The 21638-nt window shown below is 68.0% G+C and carries 25 protein-coding genes; 13 read left to right on the forward strand and 12 right to left on the reverse strand.

Annotated features, from left to right (window positions below; all coding sequences use genetic code 11):
• Positions 1–333: a 2Fe-2S iron-sulfur cluster-binding protein gene (locus tag OLX23_RS02210; protein ID WP_264442668.1), complete on the forward strand. Its 333-nt coding sequence runs from the start codon at positions 1–3 to the stop codon at positions 331–333.
• Here OLX23_RS02210 and OLX23_RS02215 read toward each other — a convergent pair.
• Together OLX23_RS02215 and OLX23_RS02220 are read right to left on the reverse strand one after the other, a co-directional pair.
• The gene (locus OLX23_RS02215; RefSeq protein ID WP_264442669.1) at positions 330–854 is read right to left on the reverse strand and encodes a type 1 glutamine amidotransferase domain-containing protein; all 525 of its coding nucleotides are present in this window, start codon (positions 852–854) and stop codon (positions 330–332) included. The two genes, OLX23_RS02210 and OLX23_RS02215, sit on opposite strands and share 4 nt — an antisense overlap.
• A gap of 67 nt (positions 855–921) precedes the next feature.
• Complete coding sequence (locus OLX23_RS02220; protein ID WP_264442670.1) at positions 922–1818, reverse strand: DUF4349 domain-containing protein; 897 nt, start codon at positions 1816–1818, stop codon at positions 922–924.
• Positions 1819–1943: 125 nt separating this feature from the next.
• Between OLX23_RS02220 and parC the strand changes: the two genes are divergently transcribed.
• The gene (gene parC, locus OLX23_RS02225; protein WP_264442671.1) at positions 1944–4232 is read left to right on the forward strand and encodes a DNA topoisomerase IV subunit A; all 2289 of its coding nucleotides are present in this window, start codon (positions 1944–1946) and stop codon (positions 4230–4232) included.
• Between the two features lie 169 nt (positions 4233–4401).
• Here parC and OLX23_RS02230 read toward each other — a convergent pair whose 3' ends face one another.
• From OLX23_RS02230 to OLX23_RS02255, 6 genes are all read right to left on the reverse strand, one after another.
• On the reverse strand, positions 4402–5052 hold the full coding sequence (locus OLX23_RS02230) for a TIGR02281 family clan AA aspartic protease (RefSeq protein WP_264442673.1): 651 nt from the start codon (positions 5050–5052) through the stop codon (positions 4402–4404).
• A gap of 43 nt (positions 5053–5095) precedes the next feature.
• Complete coding sequence (locus OLX23_RS02235) at positions 5096–6274, reverse strand: CCA tRNA nucleotidyltransferase (protein ID WP_264442674.1); 1179 nt, start codon at positions 6272–6274, stop codon at positions 5096–5098.
• A complete protein-coding gene (locus OLX23_RS02240; protein ID WP_264442677.1) occupies positions 6267–6860 on the reverse strand; it encodes an NUDIX hydrolase in 594 nt (197 codons plus the stop codon). Before OLX23_RS02240 ends, OLX23_RS02235 begins: the two co-directional genes overlap by 8 nt.
• On the reverse strand, positions 6857–7414 hold the full coding sequence (locus OLX23_RS02245) for a DUF1285 domain-containing protein (RefSeq protein ID WP_264442679.1): 558 nt from the start codon (positions 7412–7414) through the stop codon (positions 6857–6859). Before OLX23_RS02245 ends, OLX23_RS02240 begins: the two co-directional genes overlap by 4 nt.
• 192 nt (positions 7415–7606) lie before the next feature.
• Entirely contained in the window at positions 7607–8116 is a 510-nt protein-coding gene (locus OLX23_RS02250) for a GNAT family N-acetyltransferase (protein WP_264442681.1), read from the reverse strand.
• 44 nt (positions 8117–8160) lie between these two features.
• Positions 8161–9306 carry a PQQ-dependent sugar dehydrogenase gene (locus OLX23_RS02255; protein WP_264442682.1) on the reverse strand — a complete coding sequence of 382 codons (1146 nt, stop codon included), beginning with the start codon at positions 9304–9306 and terminating at the stop codon, positions 8161–8163.
• A gap of 16 nt (positions 9307–9322) precedes the next feature.
• On the opposite strand from OLX23_RS02255, the gene OLX23_RS02260 reads away from it, so the two are divergent.
• The 4 genes from OLX23_RS02260 to folP all read left to right on the forward strand — a co-directional run bounded on the left by OLX23_RS02260 (position 9323) and on the right by folP (position 13466).
• Positions 9323–9949, forward strand: coding sequence for a ribonuclease HII (locus tag OLX23_RS02260; protein WP_264442684.1), 627 nt, complete (start codon positions 9323–9325; stop codon positions 9947–9949).
• A 125-nt stretch (positions 9950–10074) separates the two neighbouring features.
• Complete coding sequence (locus OLX23_RS02265; protein ID WP_264442686.1) at positions 10075–10983, forward strand: oxidoreductase; 909 nt, start codon at positions 10075–10077, stop codon at positions 10981–10983.
• Positions 10984–11203: 220 nt separating this feature from the next.
• Positions 11204–12355, forward strand: a complete 1152-nt coding sequence (locus tag OLX23_RS02270) for a site-specific DNA-methyltransferase (protein ID WP_319641288.1) — start codon at positions 11204–11206, stop codon at positions 12353–12355.
• A 22-nt stretch (positions 12356–12377) separates the two neighbouring features.
• A complete protein-coding gene (gene folP / locus OLX23_RS02275) occupies positions 12378–13466 on the forward strand; it encodes a dihydropteroate synthase (protein ID WP_264442687.1) in 1089 nt (362 codons plus the stop codon).
• Here folP and OLX23_RS02280 read toward each other — a convergent pair.
• The 4 genes from OLX23_RS02280 to OLX23_RS02295 all read right to left on the reverse strand — a co-directional run bounded on the left by OLX23_RS02280 (position 13463) and on the right by OLX23_RS02295 (position 16817).
• The gene (locus OLX23_RS02280) at positions 13463–14218 is read right to left on the reverse strand and encodes an SDR family NAD(P)-dependent oxidoreductase (protein ID WP_264442689.1); all 756 of its coding nucleotides are present in this window, start codon (positions 14216–14218) and stop codon (positions 13463–13465) included. The genes folP and OLX23_RS02280 overlap by 4 nt on opposite strands.
• A 2-nt stretch (positions 14219–14220) precedes the next feature.
• Positions 14221–14568 carry a GFA family protein gene (locus tag OLX23_RS02285; RefSeq protein WP_264442691.1) on the reverse strand — a complete coding sequence of 116 codons (348 nt, stop codon included), beginning with the start codon at positions 14566–14568 and terminating at the stop codon, positions 14221–14223.
• Between the two features lie 19 nt (positions 14569–14587).
• Complete coding sequence (locus tag OLX23_RS02290) at positions 14588–15058, reverse strand: nuclear transport factor 2 family protein (RefSeq protein ID WP_264442694.1); 471 nt, start codon at positions 15056–15058, stop codon at positions 14588–14590.
• 334 nt (positions 15059–15392) lie between these two features.
• Positions 15393–16817, reverse strand: a complete 1425-nt coding sequence (locus OLX23_RS02295) for a sigma-54-dependent transcriptional regulator (RefSeq protein ID WP_264442696.1) — start codon at positions 16815–16817, stop codon at positions 15393–15395.
• Between the two features lie 206 nt (positions 16818–17023).
• Here OLX23_RS02295 and OLX23_RS02300 point away from each other — a divergent pair, with 206 nt between their 5' ends.
• The 7 genes from OLX23_RS02300 to OLX23_RS02330 all read left to right on the forward strand — a co-directional run bounded on the left by OLX23_RS02300 (position 17024) and on the right by OLX23_RS02330 (position 21582).
• Positions 17024–17155, forward strand: coding sequence for an aa3-type cytochrome c oxidase subunit IV (locus OLX23_RS02300; RefSeq protein WP_264442698.1), 132 nt, complete (start codon positions 17024–17026; stop codon positions 17153–17155).
• A 2-nt stretch (positions 17156–17157) separates the two neighbouring features.
• Positions 17158–18279 carry an NAD(P) transhydrogenase subunit alpha gene (locus OLX23_RS02305; RefSeq protein WP_264443714.1) on the forward strand — a complete coding sequence of 374 codons (1122 nt, stop codon included), beginning with the start codon at positions 17158–17160 and terminating at the stop codon, positions 18277–18279.
• Positions 18280–18371: 92 nt separating this feature from the next.
• Positions 18372–18752, forward strand: coding sequence for an endonuclease domain-containing protein (locus OLX23_RS02310; protein WP_264442701.1), 381 nt, complete (start codon positions 18372–18374; stop codon positions 18750–18752).
• 4 nt (positions 18753–18756) lie between these two features.
• Complete coding sequence (locus OLX23_RS02315) at positions 18757–19035, forward strand: proton-translocating transhydrogenase family protein (RefSeq protein ID WP_264442702.1); 279 nt, start codon at positions 18757–18759, stop codon at positions 19033–19035.
• Positions 19036–19039: 4 nt separating this feature from the next.
• Positions 19040–20515, forward strand: a complete 1476-nt coding sequence (locus OLX23_RS02320) for an NAD(P)(+) transhydrogenase (Re/Si-specific) subunit beta (RefSeq protein WP_264442704.1) — start codon at positions 19040–19042, stop codon at positions 20513–20515.
• Complete coding sequence (locus OLX23_RS02325; protein ID WP_264442705.1) at positions 20515–20820, forward strand: hypothetical protein; 306 nt, start codon at positions 20515–20517, stop codon at positions 20818–20820. The genes OLX23_RS02320 and OLX23_RS02325 overlap by 1 nt, the downstream gene beginning before the upstream one ends.
• A gap of 66 nt (positions 20821–20886) precedes the next feature.
• Positions 20887–21582 (forward strand): aspartate/glutamate racemase family protein, encoded by a 696-nt coding sequence (locus OLX23_RS02330; RefSeq protein WP_264442707.1) that lies wholly within the window; start codon positions 20887–20889, stop codon positions 21580–21582.
• Positions 21583–21638 lie beyond the last annotated feature (56 nt).

The following is a 21638-nucleotide window of genomic DNA, read 5'->3' on the forward strand; positions in this document are numbered from 1 at the left end:
GTGGTCGCAGTTACGTTCATCACCGCAGAAGGCGCGCGCGTCGCGGCCGAGGCCGCCGAGGGCACGCGCCTGCTCGAGGTCGCGCAGGCCGCCGGCATGCCGCTCGAGGGCACCTGCGAGGGTCAGATGGCCTGCTCTACCTGCCACGTCGTCGTCGCCCCCGAATGGTTCGACAAGCTGCGCCCGGCCTCGGCCGACGAGGAAGACATGCTCGACCTCGCCGCCGACGTCACGCGCACCAGCCGCCTCTCGTGCCAGATCACGCTGACGGCCGAACTGGACGGCATCGAAGCGCGCATTCCCGGCGAAGCGCGCGACATGCAGCTCCGCTAGTCGGCAAGAGCGTCGACCAGGGCCTTGGAAAAGGCCGGAATGTCGTCGGGCTTGCGGCTGGTGATGAGATTGCCGTCGATCGCCACTTCCTGATCGACCACGTCGCCGCCAGCGTTCTCCAGGTCGGTGCGGATCGAGGGCCAGCCGGTCACGGTCTTGCCGTCGACCACGTCGGCTTCGATCAGCAACCAGGGGCCGTGGCAGATTGCCGCGATCGGCTTGTCGGCCTCGTCGAAGTCTTCGATCAGTTCGATCACACGCTCCTCGAGCCGTAGTGCGTCGGGGTTCATCTGTCCGCCGGGCAGAAGCAGGCCGTCGAAGTCCTCGGCCGAGACTTCGTCGAGACCGGCATCGACCGAGACGCTCTCGCCCCAGTCGCCGTGGTTCCAGCCCTTGATCTGACCGCGCTTGGGGCTGGCGACGACGGTTTCGATGCCGGCTTGTTCGAGGCGCTTGCGAGGCTCGATCAGCTCCGACTGTTCGAAACCGTCGGTGGCGAGGATGAGGACGCGCTTGGACATGACGGAAAGCTCCTTGGCTGCCCTCCATCAAGTCCTGGCGGAGCGAGCCGTTCCCGGCCGCCCCGGATCATTGGGGCAGCGTCTCGCTTTCCTGCAACGAGGCGGCGGTTCGGCGCAGTCGCCGCCAGATCGCCCGCAAGACCAGAAGCAGCGTGCCGATCGGCACCAGCACGGTCAGGGCCATGATGATCGCCGCAAAGGTCCAGCCGAGCACGCCGCCGACATTGCCCAGGGCATCGCGGATCGGCGCAGTGAAGGCGCCGCCCGAGGGCCCGCCGGCGCTGTAGCTGAGGTTGACCCGGCTGAAGTCGACGCGGCCCTGCATCTCGGCCAGCCAGGATCGCGCCTCGTCGATCTCCTCGTTGACCTGGGCGACGCCGCGCTCGGCCTCGACCAGTTCGGCGACGCTTCCCTTGCGCGTCGCCAGGACCTCCATCAGCCGGTCGCGCAGCAGGCTGCGCGCGCGCAGGCGCGCCTCGGTATCGATGATCTTTTTCGACAGGTCCTCGCCGGTGATGCCGCTCGACACCTCCTCGCCGCCGGCCGCTCCGGCCGCCTTGGCCAGTTCGGCGCCGAAGGCGCGGGCGCGCGGGGCGGCGACGTCGAGCGCGAGCGAGCCCGAGGCATAGTCGCCCTCGGCGCCCGACTGGCGCAGTTCGAGCACGCGGCACTGGCTGGGCCCCAGCTTCTCGCAGAGATCGGCGTGCTTGCGCTGGAGCGCGGGCATGCGCTCGGCCGAGACGCGGTAGCCGTAGTCGTAGACATAGGCGATCTTCGGCACGGTGACCGCGATCGTCGCGGCTTGCGAAGCGCCGGGCGCGGGCTTGCCGCCGGCCTCCGCCTTGCTCGCCGCGGCATCCCGCGCCGGTGCGCTGACCTCCTGCGCGGCTTCGCCATGTTCGCCCTTGCTGCAGCCGGCGAGAACCAGGCCGAGCGGCAGCACGGCGAGCATGAGACGGTTCATGACGGGTTCCCCTCCGCAGCAAAGGCGGCGGTGATGCCAAACCGGGCCGGAATCGTCAAAAAGCTTCGGGAAAAAGGCTCGTCCGCGGTTTCGCGCCGGGCCTCGCATTGCTAGGGCGGTCGGCCATGGCGAGCCCTACCGACACCGATCCCGATCCGTTCGACGCCATCGTCGATGCGCCGTTCGACAGCGCGCTGTCCGAGCGTTACCTCGTCTATGCCCTGTCGACGATCACCGCGCGCTCGCTGCCCGATCTGCGCGACGGGCTGAAGCCGGTCCACCGCCGCCTGCTCTGGGCCATGCGCGGGCTCAAGCTCAACCCGACCGACGCCTTCAAGAAATCGGCGCGCGTCGTCGGCGACGTCATCGGCAAGTACCACCCGCACGGCGACGCCTCGGTCTACGACGCGATGGTCCGCCTCGCGCAGGACTTCTCGCTCCGCTATCCGCTGGTCGAGGGCCAGGGCAACTTCGGCAACATCGACGGCGATAACGCCGCCGCCTACCGCTACACCGAAGCGCGGCTGACGCGTACGGCGATGCAGCTGATGGCCGGGCTCGACGAGGGCACGGTCGAATTCCACCCGACCTACAACGGCGAGGAGGAAGAGCCCGAGATCTTCCCGGGCCTGTTCCCCAACCTGCTGGCCAACGGCTCGACCGGCATCGCCGTGGGCATGGCGACCTCGGTTCCCAGCCACAACGTCGCCGAGATCATCGACGCGACCCTGATGCTGATCGACAACCCGGCCGCCGAGCACGCGCAGCTGATGCAGGTGTTCCAGGGGCCGGACTTCGCCACGGGCGGCGTCATCGTCGACAGCCCGGCGGCGATCAGCCATGCCTACGAGACGGGCAAGGGCGGCTTCCGCGTGCGTGGGCGGTTCCATGCGGCCGAAGCCAAGGCCGAGGCCGACCGCGAGGCGGGGATCGAGCGGCTCGGCAACGGCATGTGGCAGCTGGTGATCTCCGAGATCCCCTACATGGTCCAGAAGGGCAAGCTCATCGAGCAGATCGCCCAACTGATCGCCGACAAGAAGCTGCCGATCCTCGAAGACGTCCGCGACGAGAGCGATGAGCAGATCCGCCTCGTGCTGGTTCCGAGGAACCGCAACGTAGATCCTGATCTGCTGAAGGAATCGCTCTACAAGCTCAGCGATCTCGAGACCCGGTTCAGCCTCAATCTCAACGTGCTCGACGCGCATCGCACGCCGGGCGTGCTGGGCTTGAAGGACCTGCTCAAGGAGTGGGTCTTCAGCCAGATCGACATCCTGCTGCGGCGCAGCCGCCACCGGCTCGACAAGATCGCGGCGCGGCTCGAACTGCTCGAAGGCTATATCATCGCCTTCCTCAACCTCGACCGGATCATCGAGATCATCCGCACCGAGGACGAGCCCAAGCCGGTGATGATGGCCGAGTTCAATCTGACCGACCGTCAGGCCGAGGCGATCCTCAACATGCGCCTGCGCTCCTTGCGCAAGCTCGAGGAAATGGAGCTGCGCCAGGAGCATGCCGAGCTGCTCAAGGAGCAGGCCGAGCTGCAAGAACTGCTCGAGAGCCCGGCCAAGCAGCGGACACGTTTGAAGCGCGATCTCAGGAACTTGCGCAAGGAATATGGCGAGGATACCGAACTCGGCCGGCGTCGCACGACGATCGCCGAGGCGGCGCCGACGCGCGAGTTCTCGATGGATGCGATGATCGAGAAGGAGCCGGTGACGGTGATCCTCTCGCAGCGCGGCTGGGTGCGCGGCGCGCGCGGCCATGTCGCGCTCGACGGCGAGTTCAAGTTCAAGGAGGGCGACGGCCCGGCCTTCAGCCTGCACGCGCAGACCACCGACAAGCTGCTGATCGCGGTCGACAACGGGCGGTTCTACACGCTCGGCGCCGACAAGCTGCCCGGCGCGCGCGGCTTCGGCGAGCCGATCCGCACGATGCTCGACATCGACGCCGAGGCGCAGATCATCGCGGTCGTGGCCTACAAGCCGAAGGCGCAGCTGCTGCTCGCCTCGAACGTCGGGCGCGGTTTCGCCGCCGAGGCCGACGAATTGCTGGCCGAGACGCGCAAGGGCCGCGGCGTCATGAACACCAAGCCCGGAGTCAAGCTGGCGCTGGTGCGCGAGATCCCGGCCGAGCACGATCACGTCGCCGTGGTCGGCGACAACCGCAAGCTGGTGATCTTCAGCCTCGAGGAACTGCCGATCCTGGCCAAGGGGCAGGGCGTCACCTTGCAGCGCTACCGTGACGGCGGGATGGCCGACGCGATCACGCTCAAGCTCGAGGACGGGCTAAGCTGGAAGATGGGCGGCGAGACCGGCCGCACGCGCACCGAGCCTGACATGCGCATGTGGAAGGTCGCCCGCGGCGCCGCTGGCCGCCTGCCGCCGACGGGTTTTCCTAGGGATAACAAGTTCTAGGATCGAATAGCTGAGGATTTTCTCGGCTATCTACCGTCGCCCCTGCGGAGGCAGGGGCCTAGATAAGCTCGCGGCCTGAAACGAGAGGCGCCGATGCGCACCGTTAGATGGGCCCCTGCCTTCGCAGGGGCGACGGCAGCGGTTAGGTCGCGCTGGATTTTTACGGATTTTAGCTCGCGTCCGCTTCCACCTGTGGGTGGTTGGGTACGAGCACCAAGGTCCGCCCCTCGACCCTCCAGCTTGCGAGCCGCGACAGCAGGTTCATGCCCAGGACGTTGGTCTCGCCGAGACCCGGCGCGATCACCGCGTCGAGATCGCGCGCGACGACATTGCCGAAGCGCATTTCGTCGATGCGCGCGAGTTCGGCGCGGATCGTGCCGTTGGCGGTCTTCATCATCACCGACTGGCGCAGCGGCTGGATCGGCACCTGCGCTTCGGTCGCGGTGCTTTCGGACAGCGCGGTCAGGGTTGCGCCGGTATCGACGAGGAAGCGATAGGGGCGGCCGTTGACCTGCGCCTGGAGCCAGAAATGGCCGTCGTTGCTCATCGCGATCCGCGTCTCGCCGCCGGTAACCCTTTGTTCGGGCAGGCCGATCTGCGGCAGGGCGAGGTCGTTGCCGGTGGTCAGCCGCGCGACCTGGACGATCGTCAGCAGCAGCGCGGCGACGAGCGAGAGGTTGCCGAGCCCCTGGATCAGCCCGCCCAGCCGCGGCGTCGCGCGCTTGATCATGCCGCCGAGCGTGACCGCGAAGATCGCCGCGACGGCAAGCGCCAGCAGCGGCTGTTCGCGGAGGAAATCGAAGGTTTCTTGAAGGTTCACGCGGGCACGCTAGCACGAGCAAGCTTGCGCGCGGCTGAGCGGCTCATTCGCCCAGGGCCTCGTCGAGCAGTTCCTGGACCCGCGCGGCATCGGGGAACCCCTCGGCGACCCAGTGCGCCTCGACCATCAGCAGCACGCGTGCGACCTCGGGCCCGGCGGTGACCCCGCGTGCCACGACGGCGCCGCCCTTGAGCGGGAACACGGGGATTTCCCAGTCCTTGAGCGGGGCGATGTCGCCACCGTCGAGCAGCAGCCAGTCCTCGGTCTCCTCGCGCCCGACGTGGTAGGCGAGGGCGTGCGCGTTCTTCGGGCCGCTGACCCGCTCGGCAGCGTGGACCAGCCGCTTCTTCTGGGCACCCGACAGGCGGAAGCGCGCGGCGACCTGCTCGGCGAGCGACGGGTCGGGTGGCAGCAGCGCGGCGAGATGGCGGATCGCGTCGGGGGCGGCGCCTTGGCGCTGCTCTTCGGCGACGAGCCGCGCCAGCGCCGCGGCGTCGGCGTGCGGCAGGATCACGTCGAGCACGCCGAGTTCCTGCATCCGCATGACGGTCGGCGCGGGATCGGGCAGGCTCAGCAGGTTGAGGAACTCCATGCCGATCCGCTCGCGCGACAGGCCCTTGAGCGTCGCGGCCAGTTCGGCGCAGGCGCTTTCCGATTCATGATCAGCCGGTTGCGAGCCAAACCTCGCCTGGAAGCGGAAGTAGCGCAGGATCCGCAAATGATCCTCGCGGATGCGCTGGCGGGCATCGCCGATGAAGCGCACGCGGCGATAGCCGAGGTCGGACAGGCCGCCGAACCAGTCGAACACCTTGCGCGTCGCGGGATCGGCGTAGAGCGCGTTGATCGTGAAGTCGCGCCGCGCCGCGTCCTCGCGCCAGTCGGTGGCGAAGGCGACGGTGGCGCGGCGGCCGTCGGTGCTGACGTCATGACGCAGGGTGGTGATCTCGACCGGGCCTTCGGGCAGGACCGCGGTGACCGTGCCGTGCTCGATCCCCGTGGGTACGCTGCGGATGCCGGCCGCGGTCAGGCGCTCGATCACCGCTTCGGGCAGCAGGGGTGTGGCCAGGTCGACGTCCTTGACCGGAATGCCGAGCAGGGTGTCGCGTACCGCGCCGCCGACGTAGCGGGCATTGCCTTGGCCATTGTCGTCGGTTCCGAGCGCGGCGATCAGTGCGGCGAGATCGGTGCGGCGGGTCCATTCGGCCTCGGGCAGTTCAGCCATGCCAGCGCAGCCGGCGCGAGAGGTTGACCAGGATCGCCGCGGTGATCCCCCAGATCTGATGTCCCTGCCAGTCGATCTCGTAATAGGGACGCATCGATCCCTCCCATTCGACCCATTGTTGCTTGTGGTTGGCGGGGTCTAGCACGAAATCGGCCGGTGCCTCGAACCATTGCGCGACTTCGGTCGGATTCGGCACGATCTCGACATCGGCGGGGACGACGCCGAGCACCGGGGTGATCGCGAAGCCCGAATGGGTCTCGTAGACGTCGCTCTCGCCGATCACGCGCACCTTGTGCTGGCCTATGCCCAGCTCTTCCCAGGTCTCGCGCAAGGCCGCCTCGATCGCGGTCTCGCCGGGATCGATCGAGCCGCCGGGAAAGGCGATCTGGCCGGGATGCGAGCGCATGTTCGACGGGCGGTGCAGCAGCAGAATCCCCGGATCGGCGCGATCGGTGAAGGCGGCGAGCACGGCGGCGGGACGGAATTCGCTCATGCCGTCGAGCCGCTGATCGGTCCACAGCTCGGGCGGCTCGCCCGCGTGACCGATCGTGTAGAGCCGGCTGAGCCGGTCGAACAGTTCGCTCATGCCGGCGTCAGCGAAAAGGTCGCGCCCTGGCTGGTGACGCTGAGGTCATCACCGGCGAGCGCGATCTCGGCCAGTTGCGCATAGGTGCTGCGGTTGAGCCGTGCCTCGGCACCGTGGCGCACGCCGAGATAGAGCGCGGGCGTATCGGGATCGCCGGCGGCGCGGATCGGATGATCGGGGCCGGCGATGACGAGATCGTCGGTGTTGAGCCGGAAGGCGAGGGCATCATGCCCATTCTCTTCGGCCCTCTTGACGTCGATCGCGACAAAGGCCGCGTCCTCGACCTCGATCGTCAGCTTCTCCTGCGGCGTCACCAGCCAGTGCTGGCCATCGGCATCGCGAAACAGAAGTGAGGCGAAGGCGCGGACCATGGCCGCGCGCGTGATCTCGCCGCCCTGGTGATACCAGCGGCCGTCGGCGGCAATGCGCATCTCGCTGTCGCCGCTGCGCTCGGGCTGCCACTGGTCGACCGGGGGCAGCTTGCGGCTCGCGACCAGCTCGGCGACTTCGGCGAGCGAGAGACCGGCAAGCTCTGGAGGCGGCTCGTAAGGCATCGGTCCGCCCTGCCAGATCAGGTCAGCCGCGCCAAGGCCTACCTCGATCCCTCCCCATCGGGGGAGGGGGACCGCTCGCGCAGCGAGTGGTGGAGGGGGCGCGGCGAGACGAGACGAGACGAGAGGTTCGCGGCCGACCGCGCCCCCTCCGTCAGCCCTGCGGGCTGCCACCTCCCCCGGCGGGGGAGGATCCTAGCCTTTCCAAGGCCCCAGCGTGCCCTCGGCCGGCAGGACCGCCGGATTGTCGCAGCGCACCAGCAGGCGGTGCCGTTCGAACGGGCCGGGCAGGTCCCAGCCGCCGGTGGCTTCGTTGGTGAAGCCCCAGAAACGGCCGTAATAGTCGGGATCGCCGATCATTACCTGCGGCAGCGGCGCGCGCGGGTCGAGCGCGGCGAGGCTCGCGGTCATCAGCGCCTTGCCGAAGCCGCGGCCCTGCTGTTCGGGCAGCACGGCGACGGGCCCGACCATGACCAGCGGGTGCTTGCGTCCCGCAGCGTCGGTCAGCGCCACCGGCCAGCACTGGATCGTGCCCGCGAGCATGTCGTGCTCGTCGAGCGCGGCGAAGGACAGGCCGGGCAGCCACTCGGTGCCCTCGCGCACCTTGTAGGCCGTGCGCTTGTGGCGGTCGGGCTCGAAGGCGCGGTCGAGCAGCGCCTCGATCAGCGCGGGGTCGACGTCGGCAAGGGGAATGATGTTGGCCATGGCCGCGCGCGGATAGGGGTGCGTGCCAAGGTTGTCGACCCGATTTACCTTTTGACGGGTGTTAGTCGCAGAAGGTGCCCGGCGCCGTCTTCCTTGCCGTCCTCGAGCAGCCAGACCGAACCGTCCTCGCGTTCCTCGATCTCGCGGATGCGATGCGACATCGGATAGCGCGCGACTTCGCGGGCCTTGGTACCCTCCATCGCCACGCGCACGATCGCCGCGGGCTGCATCGCCGCGATCACCGCCTGGCCGCGCCAGGCCGGGAACTCGCTGCCGCGATAGAAGATGAAATCGCCGGGCGCGATCACCGGATTCCAGCTGATCGCCGGCTGCGCGAGATCGGGGCGCGTGGCGTTGCGCGGGATCGGCTTGCCGTCATAATGATCGCCGTCGGAGACCAGCGGCCAGCCATAGTTCTTGCCGGGCTCGACGAGGTTGAGCTCGTCGCCGCCCTTGGGGCCGTGCTCGAGATCCCAGAGCCGTCCGCCCGCGTCGAACTTGAGGCCGAGCACGTTGCGATGGCCGTAGGACCAGATCTGCGCGGTCACGCCGCCTTTTGCGGCAAATGGATTGCCCGGCGCGGGCTTGCCATCGAGCGTCAGCCGCAGGACCTTGCCGAGATTGGTGCCGAGGTCCTGCGCCGGGGTGAACTTCTGCCGCTCGCCCGAGGACAGGAACAGGTACTGGCCGTCGGGCGAGAAGGCGACGCGGTGCGAATAGTGGCCCTGGCCGGTGACCTTGGGGTCCTGGCGCCAGATCACCTGCAGCCCTTCGAGCCTGGGCGCGCCTTCGGTGACGAGCCTGGCCCGGCCGAGCACGGCGCCGCGCGTGTCGTTCTGGCCCTCTTCGGCCCAGGTCAGGTAGACCGTGCCCGAGGTCGCGAAATCGGGCGCCAGCACGACGTCGCCGAGCCCGCCCTGACCGCCATAGGCCACCTGCGGTACGCCATCGACCTCGCGCACTTCGCCGCCCTCCTGCCAGAGCATGAGCTTGCCCTTGCGCTCGGTGATCAGCGCGAAGGGCGTGCCGGGCAGGAAGGCCATGGCCCAGGGTTCTTCGAACTGCGCAACCTGGGTGACGGTGAAGCCCGGATCGCCCGAGGACTTCGCTTCGGCGGCAGCGGCCTTATCCCCTGTCGACGCCGAGCCGCAGCTTGCGAGGCCGAGCGCGGCGAGGGATAGCGGGGTCATCCATGTCGAGATTCGCATGTCCGCAGTAACGCACAGACTTCGCCTGGGTGCCACTGGTCTCGTGATCGGTGTCGACGAGGCCGGGCGCGGGCCTTTGGCCGGGCCGGTGGTCGCCGGCGCCGTGCTGCTGTGCAAGCCGCGGCCGAGCGGGCTCGACGATTCCAAGAAGCTGAGTGCCGCGCGCCGGGCCGAGCTCGAAGCGGCGATCAAGCGCCGCTGCCATTGGGCCGTCGGCGTGGTCGAAGTCGCGGACATCGACAGGCTCAACATCTTCGGCGCGACGATGGCGGCGATGACCCTGGCAGTCGAGGCGCTGTGCAGCGCGATCGGCGAGGATCCGGCCGAGGTCCTGGTCGACGGCAACCTGACCCCGGCGGGGCGCAACGCCGGCTGGCGCTGGCCGGCGCGGCCGATCGTCGGCGGCGATGCGCTAGAACCCTGCATCTCGGCCGCCTCGATCATCGCCAAGGAACATCGCGATCGGCTGATGCGCGATCTCGCGGCGCAGCACCCGCATTACGGCTGGGAGCGCAACGCCGGCTATGGCACGCCCGAGCACATGGCGGCGCTGCGGCTGCACGGGGCCACGCCGCACCACCGGCGGTCTTTTGCGCCGGTCGCGCAATTGGAGATGCAGGTGTGACGCGGGCTTGCGCTTGGGCTTCGACAAGCTCAGCCTGAGCGGGTGTTTGTGTTGATCGCCATTCCCCAGGCCCGCTCGTCCTGAGCTTGTCGAAGGACGCTGGCGCGAAGGGGGGAGATCAAGAAATGCCTTTTACCGCCGCAGACGTGCCCGACCAGTCTGGCCGGACGATCATCGTAACTGGCGCCAACACAGGGCTCGGCTACGAAGCCGCCAAGGGGCTCGCCGCCAAAGGTGCGCGCGTGTTGCTCGCCTGCCGTGATCAGGCCCGAGCCGAGGCGGCCATGGCGCAGATCCGCGTCCAGACACCCAGCGCCGACCTGGCCTTCCTGCCGCTGGACCAGGCCGATCTCGCTTCGGTGCGCCGCGCCGCCGAGCTCGCAGCGCAGGAGCCGCGGCTCGACGTGCTGCTCAACAATGCCGGCGTCATGTTCCCGCCGCTGACGCGGACGAAGCAGGGCTTCGAGCTGCAGTTCGGGGTCAATCACCTCGGCACTTTCGCGCTGACCGCGCTGCTGCTGCCCAAGCTGGCCGAGACGTCGGGTTCGCGCGTGGTCGTCACCGCCAGCCTCGCGCACAACCGCGGCAACCTGCAGTGGGACGATCTCAATGCCGAGAAGGGCTACAACCGCACCGCGCGCTATGCCGACAGCAAGCTCGCCAACATGCTGCACTTCGCCGAGCTCGACCGGCGGCTGCGCGCGGCGGGTTCGCCGGTGACCGCGGTCGGTTGCCATCCGGGCGTCGCCGCGACCGAGCTGATGCGGCATGCCGGGCCGTTCCAAGTGTTCATGCCGCTGGTCGGCCTGTTCCTCAACACGGCCGAGCAGGGCGCCTGGCCCGCGCTCGAAGCGGCGACCGCGCCGGGCGTGCAGGGCGGCGAATATTACGGTCCGCAGGGGTTCAGGGAAATGCGCGGGACTTCGGGTCCGGCCAGGCGGACGGCGGCTGCGCAGGATCCCGAACTCGCCCGCCGGCTGTGGGACGTGTCGGTCGCGATGACCGGAATCGACCCCGGTCTGGCGCCGGCCTGAAGATTTTTTTCGGGCCTAGAGTCCACAAAGCCACACCACAAGATATCGAGTCGCAAGTCGTTGGCCGGACTCAATATCCTGTGCCGGACTCATTCCGTTCTCGTCGTCGTTGATGCCCCGTTAACCATCGTGTGCCAGGATTCCCGCGGAGTCGCGTCTTGACGCGGACTCCGCGAGGACTCACCCTAGGCAGCAATTCAAGGGGGCTTCAGCGGGCGGTATGGTTCAGGTTGTGGAAAAAACGCGGGTGCGTGCGCGCCCGCTTCGTCAGGCGCGTGACGAGCGCGTGGTGGCGAAGGACCTGCCGCTGGGGCGGATCCTCGACGGCGATTGCATCGAGGCGATGCGCAGCCTGCCCTCGGCGTCGGTCGACATGGTCTTCGCCGATCCGCCGTACAACCTCCAGCTCGGCGGCGATCTCAATCGCCCCGACGGCAGCCACGTCGACGCGGTCACCAACGACTGGGACAAGTTCGACAGCTTCGCCGCCTACGACAAGTTCACCCGCGAATGGCTGGCCGAGGCGCGCCGCGTCCTCAAGCCCAACGGCTCGCTCTGGGTGATCGGCTCGTACCACAACATCTTCCGCGTTGGCGCGATCCTGCAGGACCTGGGCTTCTGGATCCTCAACGACATCGTCTGGCGCAAGGCCAACCCGATGCCCAATTTCAAGGGCACGCGCTTCACCAATGCCCACGAGACGCTGATCTGGGCGGGCATGGGCGAGAAGGCCAAGTACACCTTCAACTACCGCGCGATGAAGACGCTCAACGACGAGCTGCAGATGCGCTCGGACTGGGTCCTGCCGATCTGCAACGGCCAGGAACGGCTCAAGCGCGGCGGCGCCAAGGCGCACCCGACGCAGAAGCCCGAGGCGCTGCTCTACCGCGTGATGCTGGCGACGACCAACAAGGGCGACATCGTGCTCGACCCGTTCTTCGGCACGGGCACGACCGGTGCCGTCGCCAAGCGCCTCGGCCGCGAATGGATCGGCTGCGAGCGCGAGAGCGTCTACCGCGAAGTCGCGCTCGAACGCATCGAGATGGCGCTGCCGCTCGACGAGTCCGCGCTGACCACGATGCAGAGCCCCAAGGCCGCACCCAAGGTGGCCTTCGGCACCCTGGTCGAGACCGGCTGGATCGCGCCGGGCACCATCGTCACCGACAAGAAGGGCCGGATGAAGGCCACCGTCCGCGCCGACGGCTCGCTCGCCGACACGAAGGGCGAAAGCGGTTCGATCCACGGCCTGGGCGCCAAGCTCCAGGGCGCGCCCTCGTGCAACGGCTGGTCGTTTTGGCATCTCGAGCACCAGGGCGAGATCAAGCCGATCGACGCGGTGCGGCAGCTCTATCTGCTGGCCACGGAACCCTGATCGCCTGTAGACCGATCCGGTCATGCACCAGTTCTACCTGCGCCCGATCGCGCTCGCCGAAAGTCCGCAGAGCGAGGAGGGCGAGGCGCTGCGCCTGGCCGGCGGTCTCGCCTATGCCAGCCGCTTCGCGCTGATCGAGCGGCAGGACGGCAAGATCGTCTCACGCCGGCGCTTGTCGGCGGCCGATCTCAAGGACTTGCCCGACGAAGTCCAGCCGCAGGTCGCGGCCCTGCGCCAGGCGCACGCGCCACTGCAGTGCGGCGCGCGGACGATCCGGCTCGACCAGCCGCAGGTCATCGGCATCCTCAATGTCACGCCCGACAGCTTTTCCGACGGCGGCCAGTTTCTCGACGATCCCGACGTGGCCAATGCCCATGCCGCGGCTATGCTCGAGGACGGCGCGGCGATGATCGACGTCGGCGGCGAGTCCACGCGGCCCGGTGCCGCGGCGGTCTGGGAAGGCGACGAGGTCAAGCGCGTGGTTCCGGCAGTCGAGCGCCTCGCGGCCTCGGGCGCGGCGATCAGCGTCGACACGCGCCGGGTGGCGGTGATGGAAGCCGCGCTCGCCGCGGGCGCCCATGTCATCAACGACGTCTCGGCGCTGCGCCACGATCCGCGCAGTCTCGAGTTCGCTGCGGCTTCCGGCGCGCCGGTGATCCTGATGCACGCGCCGGGTGAAGGCGAGGACCTGCATGCGGGCGGCAGCTACCGCGACGTCGTGCTCGACGTGTTCGACTGGCTCGTTGCGCGGCGCGATGCCGCCTTGGCTGCGGGTGTCGCGCGCGAGAAGATCGTGCTCGATCCGGGCATCGGCTTCGGCAAGTCGATCCAGGACAATCTCGCGCTGATGAACGCGCTGCCGCTGTTCCATGCGCTCGGCCAGCCGCTGATGCTCGGCGTCAGCCGCAAGCGGATGATCGGCGCGCTCGCCAACGAGGCGCCCGCGCACCAGCGGCTCGGCGGTTCGCTGACCCTGGCCTTGAAAGGCCTCGACGCGGGCATCCAGCTGCTGCGCGTCCACGACGTCGCCGAGACGGTCCAGGCGGTGCGCGTCTGGCGCGGCCTGCGCGACGCCGCGCTCACCGACTTCGGCCAGTTGCCGCCGCTCTAGAGGCTGTAGCCGCCGTCGCTTACCAGCACCTGTCCGGTCACGTTGGCCGCGGCGTCGGATAGCAGGAAGCCGATCTGCCCGGCGATTTCGGCCGCGGTGGTGAAGGCGTGGTCGCCGCCGGTCTGCTTGCCGAGGGTGCGCAAAGCCGCCTCGCGGCCGAGTTCGGCCTCGAGCTGGCGGAAATGGTCGGTCTTGGTCCAGATCGGCGTGTCGACCCGGCCCGGCGCGATGGCGTTGACGCGGATGCCGTCGGCGAGGTCTTCGGCGGCGGCGATCTTGGCGAGCTGGCAGACCGCGGCCTTGCTCGCGCCATAGGCGCCGGTGTTCGCCGTGGCCTTCACGCCGACGACCGAACTGGTCAGCACGAGGCTCTTGCCCTGCGAAGCCTTCATCGCGCGCAGCGCCGTGCGCAGGCCGAGGAAGGCGCCGTCGAGATTGATCGACATGATCCGGCGCCATTCGGTCCAGTCGAATTCGGCGAGCGGCGCGCCATTGGCCACGCCGGCGTTGATTACCGCGTGATCGAGCCGATCGAGCCCGGCCTCGATAGTCTCCCACAGCGCCGGATCGCTGACGTCGCCGGCATGGCGCACGACCTGGCAGCCTAGCTCGAGCGCGGCGAGCCCTGCGGCGTCGATGTCGACGAGCACGAGTGAGCCGATCCCGCGCGCGTCGAGCCAGCGCGCGATTTCGGCGCCGATACCCGAGGCGGCGCCGGTGATCAGTGCGGTGCGGCCGGCGAAGTCGCTCATGGTCAGAAGCTCGCCCCGTCGACCTTCTGCAGTTCGAGCGCGTCGATATCGACCGCAGGAACACAGCGCAGGTTGACCGCGCGGATCGCGGCGCCGTTCTGCTCGCCCTCGGCGAAAGGCTCGGTTCCGCAGGTGGGGCAGAAGCGATGGACGATCTTGTGCTTGTTGAACAGGTAGGTCTCGAGCGCCTCCTCGCCCTGGTCGAGCGTGAACTGCTCGGCCGGCACGAAGGTCAGCAGGAAGCCCTTGCGGCGGCAATGCGAGCAATTGCACGACGTCGCCTGCCGGGGCGCATCGCCCGCGACGGTGAAGGCCACCGCACCGCAGTGGCAGGATCCGCTGTAGGCCATCTCGATTCTCCTTTTCGGATCAGGCGACTTCGACTCTCAGCCGCGTGATCCGCGTGGTCTTGAGCAGCCAGCGGCCGCCCACCTTCTCGTAGGTATCGTGGTAATGACCATAACCTACCAGCCGCGCGAAAGGTGCGCCCGGGGGCATGAAGAACCTGTCGCTGAAGACCCAGATGCCGCTGGCGGTGGTCTCGCCGGTGATCTCGATCTCGCTCTGGTGCCCCTGGTGGACCGTGACCAGGCGCGGGCCTTCGCCCGGATCGAGATTGTCGGTCTGCCACGAATCGCGGCCGCGCATGACCAGGTTCATCTGCGGCATGTGATCCACGCCGGTCACCGGATCGGTGCAGCAGCCCTTATAGTCGAGCACGCAGTCCTCGGCGAGGATCGAGCGCACCAGCGCGCCGTCGCCCGTGTCGACCCCGCGCCAGTACTTGGCCTTGAGCTGCTTGATGTCCTCGATCGCGCCAGCGCGCTCACCTTCCGTCACGCTCTCTCTCCATCGCCGTTTTGACGATGTTCGGAGGGGGGCGAAGGTTAGTCAATGCGTGTCGGAGAGGAGGTTGATGCTATCGGTTTCACGCGAAGCCGCGACGCCACGAAGAGTTTGCAACCACTCGCCTCACCCTTCGCCTTTTCGCCCAATTCTTCGTCATCCCCGCGAAGGCGGGGAGCCATCTCCGACGGCCGCGATCATCGCGACCCTCGTCTTGGCGGACAGACCTGGAGATGGGCCCCCGCTTTCGCGGGGGTGACGGAAAGGGATGAGCACGCCAGACGAACCGCTTCGCGGCTTCGCGTGACATCAATTCGAGAAATGCCGCTCAGGCGGCGTTGTCGATGCCGAGTTCGGAAAGCTTGCGGTAGAGCGTCGAGCGGCCGATGCCGAGCCGGCGCGCGACCTCGGTCATGCGGCCGCGGTAGAGGCCGATGGCGAGGCGGATCACGTCGGCCTCGATCTCTTCGAGCGGGCGCAGGTTGCCGTCGGCCGTGTAGAGCATGACGCCCGAGCTTTCGGGCACCGAAGCCGAGGAGCTGATCGGTTGGCCCGAGCCGAGCATGTTCGAGAGCTGCGGGAAATCCTCGGACGTCAGCGCGTCGCCGTCGCAGAATACCGCGGCGCGGAACAGCACGGCCTGGAGCTGGCGGACGTTGCCTGGCCAGTCGTAGGCCGCGAGCAGCGCCAGCGCGCCGTCGGTGATGCCGAGCTGGCGCAGCCCCGGCTGTTCGCCGATACGCGCGAGGAAATGGCGGCAGAGCGCGGCCATGTCGCCCGGGCGCTGGCGCAGCGGCGGCAAGGAGACCGAGACGCCCGAGATCGCCTGGAGCAGTTCGGGCAGGAAGTGCCCGCCACTGACCATGTCCTTGAGCGGCAGGTTGCTCGCCGCGATCAGGCGGACGTCGACCTTGAAGCTGTAGGGCGCGCCGATCGGGCGCACGTCGCCGCGGGTCAGCGATTCGACCAGACGTTCCTGCATGGCCAGCGGCAGCCGGTCGATCTCGTCGATCGCCAGGGTGGCGCCGTCGCACTGCTGGATCGCGCCGATCTGGCGGTCGAAAGCGCCGGCGAAGGCGCCTTTCTCGTGGCCGAACAGCACCGATTCGATCGAATTGACCGGGGTCGTGCCGACATTGATGATGCGCAGCGGCGTCTTCGCGCGCGGGCTGGCCGCGTGCATCGCGCGGATCAGCATTTCCTTGCCGGTGCCGCTCTCGCCTTCGATCAGCACGGGTGAATGGCTGCGCGCGGCCTTGGCCGCGACGGCGAGCGCCGCGCGGAAGGTCGGTGCGGCGCCGATCATCGCCTCGAAATCCGGGTTCGAGGGCATTTTCTCGGTCAGCGGGGCGAGCTCGTCGCGCGGCGCCTCGCGCGTGGTGGCGCTGCGCAGCGCTTCCATCAGGCGTTCGGGGGCGACGGGTTTGATCAGATAGTCGGTGGCGCCGGCGCGCATCGCCTCGACCGCGAGCAGCGGCGAGGCGCTGGTCGTCAACATCAGGATCGGCAGTTGCGGGCGGCGCGACTTGAGTTCGGCGATGAGGCCGCAGGCGTCGTCGCCGGGTACCCACTGATCGAGGATGATCGCCGCGAGCTGCATGCCCTGGCGCGTGCCGAGCGTGGCGATCGCGGTTTCCGAATCGCGGGCGATGATCGTGCGCCAGCCCTCGCGTGCGGCGAGCGCCGAGATCAACCGGCATTGGGCCGGTTCATCGTCAATCAGCATGAGCAGGCGCTGCTCGAGTTCAGCCATGGTGCTGCGCTTATCCGTCCCCTGTGAGCCAACGTGGATAGCGCGATCGGGTAAAGACGGGATTAAGGCTAAGCTTTCGGCTTCCTGCGCGCCGGTGCCGTCGATGGTAAAGCTGGCCGACTAGAACTGACGGGACTTGAGCGACGACCGGATGGACGATAGAGGCGGGGCGAACAAAGTTTTTCCCCATTCAAGGATCTAAGCGCATGGCATCGGGCAACGACATGAAGGCGGCGAATGAAACCTACGCGGGCTTCATCAATATGGCCAAGTGGGGTTCGATCGTCGTTGCCCTAATCGTGATCTTCGTCGTTGGTCTGATCGCTTCGCACAAGTGACCTTGCGGCTCGCCGTTCCCGCCGAACGGGAAAACGGAGAGTCACGGATCGCTGCGACACCGGAAACGGTTCGCAAATACATCGCGCTTGGCGCCAAGGTCGCGGTCGAGACCGGGGCCGGGCTGGGCGCATCCATATCGGACGAAGATTTTCGGGCGGCCGGTGCCGAAGTGGCGCCGCTGCCCGAAGTCGTGCGCGGCGCGCAGATCGTGCTGGGCGTGCAGGCGCCCGACCCCGCGTTGCTGGCCGGTGCGGCCGACGGCGCCTGGATCGTCGCCATGCTCGATCCCTTCGCGCGCCGCGAGCGGGTTGATGCCTATGCCGCGGCCGGGTTCGAGGCGCTGGCGATGGAATTCATGCCGCGCATCACCCGCGCGCAGTCGATGGACGTGCTGTCCTCGCAATCGAACCTGTCGGGCTACAAGGCGGTGATCGAGGCGGCCAATCTCTATGGCCGCGCCTTTCCGCTGATGATGACCGCCGCGGGCACGGTCAGCGCCGCGCGCGTCTTCGTCATGGGCGTCGGCGTTGCCGGCCTCCAGGCGATCGCCACGGCGCGGCGGCTGGGGGCGCAGGTCTCGGCCACCGACGTACGCTCGGCTACCAAGGAGCAGATCCTCTCGCTCGGCGCCAAGCCGGTCTTCGTCGAAAGCGTCGCGGGGATCGAGGGCGAGGGTAGCGGCGGCTATGCCACCGAGATGTCGCCCGAATACCAGCAGGCCCAGGCCGAGCTGGTCTCGGCGCACATCGCCAAGCAGGATATCGTCATCACCACGGCGCTGATCCCCGGGCGCGCGGCGCCGCGTCTGGTCAGCGACGCGCAGGTCGCGAGCATGAAGCCGGGCAGCGTGATCTTCGATCTTGCCGTGGCGCAAGGCGGCAATGTCGAGGGGGCCTTGGCGGACCAGGTGGTCGAGCGCCACGGCGTCAAGATCATGGGCTTCGCCAACACCCCGGCGCGGCTGCCGGCCGATGCCTCGGCACTCTATGCGCGCAATCTCTACAACTTCCTCTCGGCCTTCTGGGACAAGGAGGCGGGCAAGCCCGTGCTCGATACGGAGATCGGCGACGCCGTGCGGCTGACGCAGGGCGGCAAGGTGGTGAGCGAGAGGTTGCTGATTTGATCGCAGGCGGCCCCCATCCTCCCCGGTACGGGGAGGGGGACCGCGCCGCGCAGCGGCGTGGTGGAGGGGGCTCTCCGCCCACGCAACGCCCGGTGGTCTACAGCGCCCGCAAGCTGCGCGGGAAAATGACCCCGCCAGAACTGGCGCTCTGGCGCTATTTGCGCGGCAACCCCAACGACGTGAAATTCCGCCGCCAGCATCCGATCGGTCCTTACGTCGTCGATTTCTGCTGCCTGGCCGCTCGCCTCGTCATCGAGATCGATGGCATCGTTCACGACATGGGCAATCGTCCGGCGCAAGACGATCGCCGCAGGGCATTCATCGAACAACACGGGTTCAGGGTGATCCGGATCGCTGCCCAGCGCGTGCTGGCGGACGCGGAGGGTACTGCTGCCGCGATCGTCGCGCTGGCGGAGAACCCCCTCCACCGTCCTGCGGACGGTCCCCCTCCCCGTACCGGGGAGGATTGGTAGCTTCATGGACTTCATCGCGATCCTGTCGATCTTCGTCCTGGCCTGTTTCGTCGGCTATTACGTCGTCTGGTCGGTCACCCCGGCGCTGCACACGCCGCTGATGGCGGTGACCAATGCTATCTCCTCGGTGATCGTCGTCGGCGCGCTGATTGCTGGGGCTTCGAGCGCGGGCTGGTCCAGCTGGCTCGGCCTCGCGGCGATCGTGCTGGCCTCGATCAACATCTTTGGCGGTTTCGCGGTGACGGCGCGGATGCTTGCGATGTTCAAGCGGAAGGATCGCTGAGCGGATGGAGCGTCACGGCCTGCCCGACTGGGCACTGATCGCCTACCTCGTCTCGGGGGTGCTGTTCATTCTCGCGCTGCGTGGGCTGTCGTCGCCCACCTCTTCGCGGCGCGGCAATCGGCTCGGCATGGCCGGCATGGGAATCGCCGTGCTGACGACCCTGCTGACCCAGGCGCCGATCCCGCCGGGCCACTGGTGGCCGCGGCCGACGCCGGACGATCTCGTCACCCTCGCCAAGATCGTCGGTGCGATCGGCCTCGGCGCCGTCGTCGGCCTGACGATCGCGCGGCGGATCCAGATGACCGCGATGCCGCAGCTCGTCGCCGCCTTCCACAGCCTGGTCGGTCTGGCCGCGGTCCTCGTCGGCATTGCCGCCTATCTCGACCCCGGCGCCTTCGGCATCCTCGACGCGCCGGGCGTGATCGATCCACTGAGCCGCGTCGAACTCGGCCTCGGCGTTGCAATCGGGGCGATCACCTTCTCGGGCTCGGTCATCGCCTTCGCCAAGCTCAACGGCAACATGAGCGGTGCGCCGATCCTGCTGCCCGCGCGGCACGTCATCAACCTCGGCACCGTAGCGGTGATCCTCGGGCTCACGGCCTATTTCACCCAGGACCAGGCGCCCTGGGTATTCGTGACGATCACCGCACTGTCGTTCCTGATCGGCTTCCTGCTCATCGTGCCGATTGGCGGCGCGGACATGCCGGTCGTCGTGTCGATGCTCAATTCCTATTCGGGCTGGGCCGCGGCGGCGATGGGCTTCACCCTGCACAACACGGCGATGATCATCACCGGCGCGCTGGTCGGCTCGTCGGGCGCGATCCTGTCCTACATCATGTGCAAGGCGATGAACCGCAGCTTCGTTTCGGTCATCGCCGGCGGCTTCGGTACTGAGAACGGCGGCGGCGCGGGCCCAGATCAGGACGGAAGGGGCGAGCGGATCGAGCGCCCGTGGAAGCGCGGCTCTGCCGAGGATGCGGCCTTCCTGCTGAGCCAGGCCGAGCAGGTCATCATCATCCCCGGCTACGGCATGGCCGTCGCCCAGGCGCAGCACGTGCTGCGCGAGATGGGCGACCTGCTCAAGGCCGAGGGCGTGCGCGTCAAATATGCGATCCACCCGGTCGCCGGCCGCATGCCGGGCCACATGAACGTGCTGCTGGCCGAGGCCAACGTTCCCTACGACGAGGTCTTCGAGCTCGAGGACATCCAGGGCGAATTCGCCCAGACCGACGTCGCCTTCATCATCGGCGCCAACGACGTGGTGAACCCCGCGGCGAAAACCGATAAGAGCTCGCCGATCTACGGCATGCCGGTGTTCGACGTCGAGAAGGCGAAGACCGTGATGTTCATCAAGCGCTCGATGTCGGGCGTGGGCTATGCCGGGGTCGACAACGAGGTTTTCTACATGGACCAGACGATGATGCTGCTCGCCGACGCCAAGAAGATGGTCGAGGACATCGTGAAGAGCTTGCAGCACTGATGCGCGCGCTTTTCATCCCGCTCGCGATCCTGTTGGCCACCGCCGGCTGCGTCGAGAAGATCGCCGAGAGCCGCGTGCGCGGCGCTCTGATCCGCGCCGGCCTGTCCGAGCGCAATTCGGACTGCATGGCGCACCGCATGGTCGAGCGGCTGACGATCGGCCAGCTCCGCAAGCTCGAGGTGCTGCAGGGGCAGAAGCGCTCGATCGCCGAATATGTCTATGCCGTCGAACGGCTTAGCGACGCACAGCTCATCGGCGTCACGACCAGTTCCGCCGCCTTATGCGCAACCGGGCTGGTGCGTTAGCTGGACGCGATGGCCTCGTCTGGCTAGGCCGGCTGCGACGGACAATCGCAACGAAGGAGCGGCCCCTTGCGCAAGATCGGCCTCATCGGCGGCATGAGCTGGTACTCGACCCGCACCTATTACGAGCACATCAACCGCGGCGTGCAGGCCAAGCGCGGCAAGCAGGCCTCGGCGCCGCTGCTGATCGAGAGCCTCGACGGCGCCGAGCTCATCGGCCTGTCCTCGGCCGCCGACTGGAAGCGCGCGAGCGGCGTGCTAACGGAATCGGCGAAGCGGCTCGAGGCCGCGGGGGCAACCGCGATCCTCATCGGCTCGAACGCGATGCACAAGGTCTACGACACGGTCGCGGGCGGGGTCTCGGTGCCCGTCCTGCATATCGCCGAATGCGTCGGCGAGCGCATGGTCCACGGCACGATCAAGAAGGCGGCGCTGCTCGGCACGCGCAACGTCATGGTCGAGAGCTTCTATCGCCAGAAGCTGATCGCGCGCGACATCGAGCTGCTGCCGCCCGAGATGGGCTTCGTCGATACGCTCGACCGGATCATCTACGACGAGCTGATCCTCGGCAAGCCGACGCGCCAGTCCGAGCGCGAGCTCAAGACGATCATCACCAACCTCGAGAAGGACGGCGCCGAGGCGATCGTGCTCGGCTGCACCGAGCTCGAAATGGTCGTCGATGTCGACGCCAACGTGCTGCCGATCTTCGACTGCACGCGCATCCACGCCGATGCGGCGGTGGATTGGATCGTGGGTACCGAGTAAGCTACCTCGAGATCCTCCCCCACCGGGGGAGGTGGCAGCCCGCAGGGCTGACGGAG

This window comes from Novosphingobium sp. JCM 18896 (assembly GCF_025938095.1).
GTDB lineage: Bacteria > Pseudomonadota > Alphaproteobacteria > Sphingomonadales > Sphingomonadaceae > Novosphingobium.

What these genes read in the sequence shown, in the direction of transcription:
- OLX23_RS02215 (WP_264442669.1), bottom strand. Translation starts at nt 854, where the DNA reads ATGTCCAAGCGCGTCCTCATCCTCGCCACCGACGGTTTCGAACAGTCG.
- OLX23_RS02220 (WP_264442670.1), bottom strand. Translation starts at nt 1,818, where the DNA reads ATGAACCGTCTCATGCTCGCCGTGCTGCCGCTCGGCCTGGTTCTCGCC.
- parC (WP_264442671.1), top strand. Translation starts at nt 1,944, where the DNA reads ATGGCGAGCCCTACCGACACCGATCCCGATCCGTTCGACGCCATCGTC.
- OLX23_RS02235 (WP_264442674.1), bottom strand. Translation starts at nt 6,274, where the DNA reads ATGGCTGAACTGCCCGAGGCCGAATGGACCCGCCGCACCGATCTCGCC.
- OLX23_RS02240 (WP_264442677.1), bottom strand. Translation starts at nt 6,860, where the DNA reads ATGAGCGAACTGTTCGACCGGCTCAGCCGGCTCTACACGATCGGTCAC.
- OLX23_RS02245 (WP_264442679.1), bottom strand. Translation starts at nt 7,414, where the DNA reads ATGCCTTACGAGCCGCCTCCAGAGCTTGCCGGTCTCTCGCTCGCCGAA.
- OLX23_RS02250 (WP_264442681.1), bottom strand. Translation starts at nt 8,116, where the DNA reads ATGGCCAACATCATTCCCCTTGCCGACGTCGACCCCGCGCTGATCGAG.
- OLX23_RS02255 (WP_264442682.1), bottom strand. Translation starts at nt 9,306, where the DNA reads ATGACCCCGCTATCCCTCGCCGCGCTCGGCCTCGCAAGCTGCGGCTCG.
- OLX23_RS02260 (WP_264442684.1), top strand. Translation starts at nt 9,323, where the DNA reads ATGTCCGCAGTAACGCACAGACTTCGCCTGGGTGCCACTGGTCTCGTG.
- OLX23_RS02265 (WP_264442686.1), top strand. Translation starts at nt 10,075, where the DNA reads ATGCCTTTTACCGCCGCAGACGTGCCCGACCAGTCTGGCCGGACGATC.
- OLX23_RS02270 (WP_319641288.1), top strand. Translation starts at nt 11,204, where the DNA reads ATGGTTCAGGTTGTGGAAAAAACGCGGGTGCGTGCGCGCCCGCTTCGT.
- folP (WP_264442687.1), top strand. Translation starts at nt 12,378, where the DNA reads ATGCACCAGTTCTACCTGCGCCCGATCGCGCTCGCCGAAAGTCCGCAG.
- OLX23_RS02280 (WP_264442689.1), bottom strand. Translation starts at nt 14,218, where the DNA reads ATGAGCGACTTCGCCGGCCGCACCGCACTGATCACCGGCGCCGCCTCG.
- OLX23_RS02285 (WP_264442691.1), bottom strand. Translation starts at nt 14,568, where the DNA reads ATGGCCTACAGCGGATCCTGCCACTGCGGTGCGGTGGCCTTCACCGTC.
- OLX23_RS02295 (WP_264442696.1), bottom strand. Translation starts at nt 16,817, where the DNA reads ATGGCTGAACTCGAGCAGCGCCTGCTCATGCTGATTGACGATGAACCG.
- OLX23_RS02300 (WP_264442698.1), top strand. Translation starts at nt 17,024, where the DNA reads ATGGCATCGGGCAACGACATGAAGGCGGCGAATGAAACCTACGCGGGC.
- OLX23_RS02315 (WP_264442702.1), top strand. Translation starts at nt 18,757, where the DNA reads ATGGACTTCATCGCGATCCTGTCGATCTTCGTCCTGGCCTGTTTCGTC.
- OLX23_RS02320 (WP_264442704.1), top strand. Translation starts at nt 19,040, where the DNA reads ATGGAGCGTCACGGCCTGCCCGACTGGGCACTGATCGCCTACCTCGTC.
- OLX23_RS02325 (WP_264442705.1), top strand. Translation starts at nt 20,515, where the DNA reads ATGCGCGCGCTTTTCATCCCGCTCGCGATCCTGTTGGCCACCGCCGGC.